The organism is Bradyrhizobium sp. (assembly GCF_036009065.1).
Classification (GTDB): Bacteria; Pseudomonadota; Alphaproteobacteria; order Rhizobiales; family Xanthobacteraceae; genus Bradyrhizobium.
This window is the reverse complement of the sequence record NZ_DASYMN010000083.1, coordinates 1-4607: the sequence shown is the minus strand read 5'-3', so window position 1 is coordinate 4607 and position 4607 is coordinate 1. Positions and strand designations below refer to the sequence as shown.

General features: G+C 63.2%; 6 protein-coding genes. All 6 read left to right on the top strand.

Annotated features, from left to right (window positions below; genetic code table 11):
• The coding region (locus VGP39_RS05305) for an Hsp70 family protein (RefSeq protein ID WP_327567060.1) at window positions 1–459 on the top strand (459 nt) is incomplete at its 5' end.
• 152 nt (window positions 460–611) lie between these two features.
• Window positions 612–1742: a molecular chaperone DnaJ gene (dnaJ, locus tag VGP39_RS05300; RefSeq protein ID WP_327567059.1), complete on the top strand. Its 1131-nt coding sequence runs from the start codon at window positions 612–614 to the stop codon at window positions 1740–1742.
• A gap of 200 nt (window positions 1743–1942) precedes the next feature.
• Window positions 1943–2545: a class I SAM-dependent methyltransferase gene (locus VGP39_RS05295; RefSeq protein WP_327567058.1), complete on the top strand. Its 603-nt coding sequence runs from the start codon at window positions 1943–1945 to the stop codon at window positions 2543–2545.
• A gap of 52 nt (window positions 2546–2597) precedes the next feature.
• Window positions 2598–3176 (top strand): NAD(P)H-dependent oxidoreductase, encoded by a 579-nt coding sequence (locus VGP39_RS05290; RefSeq protein WP_327567057.1) that lies wholly within the window; start codon window positions 2598–2600, stop codon window positions 3174–3176.
• A 6-nt stretch (window positions 3177–3182) separates the two neighbouring features.
• On the top strand, window positions 3183–3893 hold the full coding sequence (pyrF, locus tag VGP39_RS05285) for an orotidine-5'-phosphate decarboxylase (RefSeq protein WP_327567056.1): 711 nt from the start codon (window positions 3183–3185) through the stop codon (window positions 3891–3893).
• A 19-nt stretch (window positions 3894–3912) separates the two neighbouring features.
• Window positions 3913–4215, top strand: coding sequence for a DUF1330 domain-containing protein (locus tag VGP39_RS05280; RefSeq protein WP_327567055.1), 303 nt, complete (start codon window positions 3913–3915; stop codon window positions 4213–4215).
• The last annotated feature ends 392 nt before the right edge of the window (window positions 4216–4607 follow it).

The following is a 4607-nucleotide window of genomic DNA, read 5'->3' as shown; positions in this document are numbered from 1 at the left end:
TCGGCAAAGGACAAGGCGACCGGCAAGGAGCAGCAGATCCGCATCCAGGCGTCCGGCGGTCTGTCCGAAGCTGATATTCAGAAGATGGTCAAGGACGCCGAGGCCAACGCCGCGGAGGACAAGAAGCGCCGCGAGGCGGTGGACGCCAAGAACCACGCCGATTCGCTGGTGCATTCAACCGAGAAGGCGCTGGCCGAACATGGCTCCAAGGTCGAGGAGAGCGAGCGCCGCGCCATCGAGGACGCCGTCAGCGATTTGAAGGAAGCGCTGAAGGGTGACGATGCCGAAGCGATAAAGGCCAAGACCAACACGCTGGCGCAGGCTTCCATGAAGCTTGGGGAGGCGATGTACAAGCAGCAGGCCGAGAGCGATGCCGCCAAGGATGCTGCGAAGGACGACGTTGTCGACGCGGAGTTCACCGAAGTCGACGACGACAAGAACAACAAGAAGTCGGCATAAGCGGCGAGGATTGCCATGGCCCCCGTCCTGAAGAGCGCGCAGCGCGTCTCGGAGGATGGGGGTCATTTTTCGTTAAGCGGGGGGCTGCATCTTGATGGCGCGTTCCTTGAATGCCCTACGGGATGACGACGAACTTCGGGCGGATTTGACGGATGTCCACCAAGCGCTGCTACTACGAAACCCTTGAGGTCGAGCGGACCGCGGACGATTCCAAGCTCAAGGCGGCCTTTCGAAAGCTCGCCATGAAATGGCACCCGGACAAGAATCCCGGCGACGCCACCAGCGAAATGCGCTTCAAGGAAATCAACGAAGCCTACGAAGTCCTCAAGGACGGCGACAAGCGCGCCGCCTATGACCGGTTCGGTCACGCGGCGTTCGAGCAGGGCGGCGCCGGCGGCCCCGGCTTCGGCGCCGGTTTTGCCTCCTCATTTTCCGACATTTTCGAGGATTTGTTCGGCATGGCCGGGCAGCGCGGCCGCGGCAGCGGGCGCGAGCGCGGCGCAGATCTGCGCTACAATATGGAAATCACGCTCGAGGAAGCCTTTTTGGGCAAGACCGCGCAGATCGAAATCCCGGTTTCGGTCACCTGCGACTCCTGCTCCGGCACCGGCGCCAAGGCCGGCACCAAGCCGAAGACCTGCTCGGTGTGCAGCGGCGCCGGCCGGGTGCGTCAGGCACAGGGATTTTTCACGCTGGAGCGGACCTGCCCCGGTTGCCAGGGCCGCGGCCAGATGATCGAAGACCCGTGTCCTTCCTGCTCGGGCTCCGGACGTGTGACCCGCGATCGGACATTGTCGGTCAATATTCCGCAAGGCGTGGAGGACGGCACCCGGATCCGGCTTGCCGGCGAAGGCGAGGCCGGGGTCCGCGGCGGACCGCCCGGCGACCTCTATATTTTCCTGTCGCTGGCGAGCCACCAGTTCTTCCAGCGCGATGGCGCTGACCTGCATTGCCGGGTGCCGATCTCGATGGTGGCCGCGGCCTTGGGCGGCGAATTCGAGGTCCCGACCATCGACAAGGGCAAGACCAAGGTGAAAATACCGTCCGGAACCCAGTCCGGCCGGCGCTTTCGCATTGCATCAAAAGGCATGCCGGTGCTCCGCTCGCGCCAGACCGGCGACATGTACGTGCAGGTTGTGGTCGAAACGCCGCAGAATCTGACCAGAAAGCAGCAGGAGCTTCTGGCCGAATTCGAAAAATTATCCTCCGGTGCAACCCAGCCCGAGGCCGTGGGTTTCTTCACTAAGGTCAAGGACTTCTTCGGGACCCGCGCCAATACATAGCGCGGTCAGCAAAAGTGGGTCCGGTTTTGCGTTCGACCGCGCTAAAATCCAAGGAAGCGCATAGTCTTATCGCCAAACCGCTCACACTTTGGCGGACCATGCGCGGGACCGTTCGGCTTGACCCGTTCGGCTGCTGCCTATACCTCTTTATGACTAATTTCTGACACTCCGCGTAAACTGCGGTCCCGCCTGGTAGCGACATGCCTCTGCAATCCTCCGTGCGCGCGTTGAAAAAGCCTCTCCGTCTCGACGACGAGGTTCGTTTTCTCCGCTCATGGATCGAAAAGCCGCTTCACGTGGGCGCGGTGATGCCCTCGGGCCGCGTGCTGGCGCGCACCATGGCGCAGTATGTCGACGTTCATTCCGATGCGCCGGTCATCGAACTCGGGCCTGGTACCGGCGCGATCACCAATGCGCTGATTGCGCAAGGTGTCGATCAGAAGCGCCTCGTGCTCGTCGAATACAATCCGGGCTTCTGTGCGCTGCTGCGCGACCGCTATCCACAAGCTACGGTAGTGCAGGGTGACGCCTACACGCTGCGGGATTCGCTATGGAACGTGCTGAGCGCGCCCGCATCCGCCGTCGTCTCCGGCCTGCCTCTTGTCACCAAGCCGATGCTGACCCGCCTCAAACTGATCCGCGAGGCCTTTGTCGCGATGTCCCCGGGATCGCCGTTTGTGCAGTTTACCTATTCGGTCGCGCCGCCAATTCCAAGATCACTGCCGGGCGTCTCCACGGAAGCTTCCGAACGGATATGGATGAACCTTCCGCCCGCACGCGTCTGGGTGTATCGCAAGGGCTGATCGTCCGGCGCCGTCGCGGCGCGCCGGGCTCGTCCTGAACGCGATTGAAATCATGCCCGCGCTGAAAATCCTTGTTATCCCCGGCTCGCTCCGCACCGGTTCGCTCAATGCCAAGCTGGCGGCCGCCGCCGCGCAGGAATTCGTCCGGGCCGGTGTTGAAGTGACCCGCATTTCGCTCGGCGATTTTCCATTGCCTATTTACGACGGCGACCTGCAGACCAAATCCGGCGTGCCGAAGAATGCGGTCAATCTCAAGCGCATGATCGGCGCCCACCATGGCATTCTCATCGTTTCGCCGGAATACAATTCGTCGCTGCCGCCGCTGCTCAAGAATGCCATCGACTGGGTGAGCCGCGTGCAGGACGCCCATGAGACCCGCGGCCAGGTGTTTCGCGAGCGCGCCTTTGCGATTGCGGCGGCGTCGGGAGGCCGGCTTGGCGGCACGCGGTGTCTGGCGGCGCTGCGACTGATCCTGTCGGCCTGCCACGCCACCGTGATCCCCAACCAGCTCGCGCTCTCGTTCGCCGATCAGGCTTATGACGATATGGACAGGCTGAAACATCCCGGCGATATCGACGCGCTCGACGCGGTGGTACGGCAATTGATCGACGTCTCCCAGCGCATGATGTGAGGTGACATGCACCCCGTGACCATTGCCCCCCGCGATCGCCTGATCGTGCCGCTGGATCTGCCCTCGCTCGCCGCGGCGGACGCCATGATCGCGCGGCTCGGCGACAGCGTGACGTTCTACAAGATCGGCTATCAGCTTGCTTATGCCGGCGGATTGCCACTGGTGCGTCAACTCGTGGGCGCCGGCAAAAAGGTTTTCGCCGATCTCAAACTGCACGATATCGGCAACACGGTCGCCCGCGGCGTTGAAAGCGTCGCCGCCCTCGGCGCAACCTTCCTGACCGTGCACGCCTATCCGCAAACCATGAAGGCGGCGGTCGAAGGGCGCGCCGGATCAAGCCTGAAGATTCTCGCCGTCACCGTGCTGACGTCCTATGACGACGGCGATCTTCACGCGGCGGGTTACCGTCTCGGCGTATCCGATCTGGTGGAAGCCCGCGCGCAGCAGGCGCAGGTGCTCGGCGTCGACGGTCTGGTGTGCTCGCCGGAAGAGGCCGCCGCCTTGCGCAAGGTCGTGGGCCATCAGATGAATCTGGTGACGCCCGGCATTCGCCCTGCGGGAGCCGCCACCGGTGATCAGAAGCGCATCATGACGCCGGCTCGTGCGATCGCGGCCGGCGCGGACTATCTGGTGGTCGGCCGGCCGATCCTGGAAGCGCCCGATCCGAAAGCTGCGGCGGATGCCATCGCGGCCGAGATCGCGCAGGCGGTTAAATAAGACCAAAGGGAGAGTGCAAATGGCAAAAGGTTACTGGATCGCACGCGTCGATGTGCATAACCCGGACGGCTACAAGCCCTACGTCGAACAGAACGGTGCCGTCTTCAACAAATACGGCGCGAAGTTTTTGGTGCGCGGGGGCAAGCACGAATCCAAGGAAGGCACCGCCCGTTCGCGCAACGTGGTCCTCGAATTCAAGGACTATGAGACCGCGCTCGCCTGCTACAATTCGCCGGAATACGCCCGGCTGGTCGCGATCCGCAGCCCGCACGCCGATGCCGATATTCTGATCGTCGAGGGTTATGACGGCGAGCAGCCATGAGATGCCTCATGTCCCGTAGGGCGGATTAGCCGGCCGAGAGCACGGCTGTTCCAACAGGCGAAGGCGGTAGGCGTAATCCGCCGCCGTGCAAGCGGAGCGGCGGATTACGCTCCCGCCTTCATCGAGTTGAGCTGTCGCGGCCGGGGGTCGCTAATCCGCCCTACGAACCTGTAAACGCTGGCAAAAAAAATTTTTCACATCCCTTATCCCCGCCCCTCAAACCTCGCTTATCCTGCTGGCGTCCTGTCCGATGAGGGAGCGCGTTCTAGACGCGATCCTTCGGCGGACAGAGCGAGAGCTGGCCGGACCGGGGCGCCCCGGAACGGCCGACAGGCTGGTGGCCAAGGTGGAGCGCCGGGAGGTGCCGCGCCCTACGTCACTGGGCGCGCGCG